Annotated in this window: 5 protein-coding genes; all 5 read right to left on the reverse strand. The window is 41.1% G+C overall.

What is annotated here, in order from left to right; translation table 11 throughout:
• Window positions 1–116, reverse strand: a 116-nt coding sequence (locus WCW66_06895) for a hypothetical protein (GenBank protein ID MFA6392430.1), incomplete at its 3' end; no start/stop codon positions are given.
• A gap of 183 nt (window positions 117–299) precedes the next feature.
• Window positions 300–1,217, reverse strand: a complete 918-nt coding sequence (gene atpG, locus WCW66_06900) for an ATP synthase F1 subunit gamma (protein ID MFA6392431.1) — start codon at window positions 1,215–1,217, stop codon at window positions 300–302.
• A gap of 15 nt (window positions 1,218–1,232) precedes the next feature.
• Window positions 1,233–2,768 (reverse strand): F0F1 ATP synthase subunit alpha, encoded by a 1,536-nt coding sequence (gene atpA / locus WCW66_06905; GenBank protein MFA6392432.1) that lies wholly within the window; start codon window positions 2,766–2,768, stop codon window positions 1,233–1,235.
• A gap of 38 nt (window positions 2,769–2,806) precedes the next feature.
• The gene (atpH, locus tag WCW66_06910; protein ID MFA6392433.1) at window positions 2,807–3,205 is read right to left on the reverse strand and encodes an ATP synthase F1 subunit delta; all 399 of its coding nucleotides are present in this window, start codon (window positions 3,203–3,205) and stop codon (window positions 2,807–2,809) included.
• Between the two features lie 2 nt (window positions 3,206–3,207).
• Window positions 3,208–3,708: a F0F1 ATP synthase subunit B gene (gene atpF / locus WCW66_06915; protein ID MFA6392434.1), complete on the reverse strand. Its 501-nt coding sequence runs from the start codon at window positions 3,706–3,708 to the stop codon at window positions 3,208–3,210.
• Window positions 3,709–3,930: the final 222 nt, after the last annotated feature.

A 3,930-nucleotide genomic window follows, 5' to 3' on the forward strand; every position in this document is an offset into this window, starting at 1 on the left:
CCATTTTCCTCTTTATACACTTCCAGAGCGGTATAAATAAGTGGCAGGTCTTTGTCGAATTTCACATCAACAACCGGACCGATAATTTGTGATATTTTTCCTGTAGTTTGTGACATACTTTTTAATAATGATTAATAATTTATAATATATATTTTATGAAATTCTAATCTCTAAATTCCAAACTCTAAACAAATCTAAAATTCCAATTTCTAATGTACATTGTATTTTTGAGCCCGGTTTGGAATTTATGATTTGGAACATTGGATATTATTTAGAATTTAGAGATTGGAATTTGGAATTTATTCTACTGCAGCTCGGCCGGCACTAATATCCGCGAGTTCCGCCGTAATCGACTGCTGTCTTGCCTGGTTAAAGTAAAGCGTCAGATCATCAATCATATCCTCAGCCGCGTCTGATGCATTACGCATTGCCAGCATTCTAGCTGAGTGTTCAGAAGCATTGGATTCCAACAATGCTTGGTAAATCTGCAGTTCAATCAAACGGTACATCATCTGGTCCAAAACAGCATCCGGTGACGGCTCAAATAAATATTCAAATCCGGATTCAAAGATACTACCCGGCTGTTTCTCCGAATCTTTTCCTACATAACCCAATTCCTGATCTTCACGATCAATCGGCAATATTTTTCTCATTCGCGGTTTCTGTGAAATTGCCGATTTGTAATCGGTGTAGGCAACCGCGACTTTGTCATATTTTCCGGACAGATAATCGTTAATAATCATTCTGGAAATCGGAGTTATTTCTGATATCCTGGCGTTCATATCCAGTTTTGCGAATTCCGCAACAATGTTGTGTCCGTGCCGGAACATAATATCCTGACCTTTAGTACCCATTAAAACGACTTCCGCCTCCACATCGACATGTTCTTTTTTATGGTTGTTGATATATTCAGCAACCATATCTATTACTTCCCGGTTGAAACTTCCGCACAATCCGCGGTTGGATGTAATCAGAATAACGCCGACATTTTTGGTTTTTTCTCTTTTTTGCAAAAGCGGGTGCAAGGAAGGATCGGTCTTTGCGGCAAGGTTTTTTACAATCTCCCAAGCGGAATTTGAGTATTCCCTCGTCGCCAAAACAGCATTTACCGCTTTGCGCATCTTTGCAGCCGAAACCATTTCCATCGCCTTGGTTATTTTCCTGGTGTTGGAAATGGATTTGATTCTTCTGTTAATATCTCGTGTTGCTACTGGCATACTGTTTTTTTTGGGTTAAGCTTTTACTTCTTCAACTGTGACTTGGTTAAAATCTTTGGTTTTTTTGAATTCATCAATTACATCCTTTAGCTTGTTTTCCAAGCCTTCGTTTAGTTCTTTTTCTTTGACGATCTGTTCAAGCACGTCTTTTTTTGAAGTATCCAGGTATTTGTGGAATTCAGTTTCAAATTCAGCTATCCTTTCAACCGGAACATCATCCAGCATGCCGTTAACTGCCGCATACAGAATAGCTACTTGGTGTTCAACTACCATCGGGGCGTATTGCACCTGTTTCAAAATCTCTGTTAACCGCTTACCTCTTTCCAGCTGATTCCTGGTCGCTTCATCCAGGTCCGAACCAAACTGGGCAAATGCGGCCAGTTCACGATATTGTGCCAAGTCCATTCGGAGTTTCCCCGCTACCTGCTTCATGGCTTTGGTCTGAGCCGCTGAACCCACACGGGAAACGGATAAGCCAACGTTCAAAGCCGGACGGATACCCTGGTTGAATAAATCTGATTCAACATAAATCTGTCCGTCAGTAATGGAGATAACGTTAGTTGGAATATAGGCTGACAAATCACCAGCCTGTGTTTCAATAATTGGCAGTGCGGTCAATGATCCCCCGCCGTAATCTTTGTTCAGTTTTGCGGCTCTTTCCAGCAGACGTGAATGCAGATAGAAAACATCACCCGGATACGCTTCTCTTCCTGGAGGACGCCTGAGTAACAATGAAATCTGTCGATAAGCCCAGGCATGTTTGGAAAGATCATCATAGATCACCAAACTATCTTTACCCTGGTCCATAAAGTATTCTCCCATAGCGCAACCGGCATAAGGGGCGATAAAGGTCAGCGGTGCCGGATCTGACGCACCGGCTACCACAACGATCGTGTGTTCCATTGCGCCGTTCTTTTCCAATTCCGCTACCAGCTTAGCTACTTTTGATTCTTTCTGTCCGATTGCTACATAGATACAGATCTGATCCTGTCCTTTTTGGTTGATAATAGTATCGATCGCCAGTGCGGTTTTTCCGGTTTGACGGTCACCAATAATCAATTCACGCTGTCCACGTCCGATTGGAATCATGGCATCAATCGCTTTTATTCCGGTTTGAACCGGTGTTGTAACCTTCTGCCTGGTAATAACACGAGGGGCAATTTTTTCAATCGGGTAAAATTTGTCCGATTTGATCGGGCCTTTGCCGTCAATCGGCTGACCTAAAGGATCTACTATACGGCCGATTAATGCCTCACCCACCGGAACTTCCAAAATTCTGCCGGTACTTTTTACCGTATCGCCTTCTTGGATTGTTTCGTATTCACCCAAAATGATCGCTCCGACGGAATCCTCTTCCAGGTTTAAGGACACCCCGAACTTCCCGCCGGGAAATTCAAGCATCTCTGACGCCATTGTGTCGGAAAGACCGGATATTCTGGCAATGCCGTCACCGATTTCTTCCACCGTGCCAACTTTTTCTTTCGCAACCGAAGTTTTATAATCGGTGATTTGTTTCTTTAACTCCTCAATAATGTAGTCCTTGTTTGCCATAATTGTTTTTTTAATTGTATTTCAAATATTAAATAATTTTAACCTATAGTATTTGCTAAATTCTCAATTTTATTCTTTACGCTACCATCCACAATTACATCACCGTATTTCAATATCACTCCGCCCATCAATTCCGGATCAATATATTCAATCAGTTCAATCTCTTTCTTTAATGCTTGTTTTAAACCGGATTTGATTTCTTTTTTTTCTTCCTGGTGCAAAGCTTTTACGGAATAAACCGACACCGCCTGTATGCCTTCTTGTTCATTCAAATAATCCTGAAAGGCACTGATCACTTTATCGGATTTTGAAATGCTTTTATTCCGCACTAAAACCTGAATAAATGAAGTAATGGCGCTGGCAATTTCTGCCTTGTCCTTGCCTTCCAGCGATTCATACAGAGCTTGGGCGTATTTTTTTGGCGTAATCTTTCTCATTACTATTTTTTGATTTGGTTAACTGTCTCTTCCACCATTTTCCTGTTGGATTCCGAATCCAGATTTTTGCCGACAATCTTTGAGCTGGCCTCAATAATCAAACTACCAACTTCTTTCCTGGCATCAGCAATCATCTGGTCTTTGTCGGCTAATAAACTGGCCTTGGTTTTTGCGGCAATTTTTTCCATTTCCGATCTGGTTTCCGCTATCTTGTCCGCCTTCAGTTTCTCCGCTTCTTTGCTGGCCTTTTCCATAATCGCCTGGGATTCTTTCTTGGCATCAGTAACAATTCTGTCCTTTGTTTCACCGGCAACTTTCAGTTTTTTTTCAATTTCCTCCGCGTTTTTCAGGCTCTGATCAATATCTTCCGTGCGCTTGTTCATTACTTTCATTAGCGGTTTCAAAGCAAAGTACCACAAAACACCCAGGACTATACCGAAGTTGATTACTTGGGCGATAATCAGTTTCCAATCGATGTGAAATGTTTTTACTAATTCATCCATGTTGTTTTAAGCTCCAAATTCTAGTTACCAAATTCTAAACAATCTATAAACGATAATATTATTTAGGATTTAGAATTTGTGATTTAGAATTTTATTTAATAATCTTCTAACCTCAGGGGATCTGACTTTCAGTCCCCTGTTCGTCATAAGACTATTTGATACCGAATGCAATAACCAAAGCATAAATAGCGATGGCTTCTGCGAAAGCGGCGGCTAAAAGCA

This window comes from Patescibacteria group bacterium, from assembly GCA_041664365.1.
In the GTDB taxonomy this organism is placed as follows: Bacteria; Patescibacteriota; Patescibacteriia; order UM-FILTER-42-10; family UM-FILTER-42-10; genus JAHJEX01.

Bases quoted from the DNA above. Each gene is read 5' to 3' on its own strand.
- atpH (MFA6392433.1), bottom strand. From the start codon at position 3,205: ATGAGAAAGATTACGCCAAAAAAATACGCCCAAGCTCTGTATGAATCG.
- atpF (MFA6392434.1), bottom strand. From the start codon at position 3,708: ATGGATGAATTAGTAAAAACATTTCACATCGATTGGAAACTGATTATC.
- atpG (MFA6392431.1), bottom strand. From the start codon at position 1,217: ATGCCAGTAGCAACACGAGATATTAACAGAAGAATCAAATCCATTTCC.
- atpA (MFA6392432.1), bottom strand. From the start codon at position 2,768: ATGGCAAACAAGGACTACATTATTGAGGAGTTAAAGAAACAAATCACC.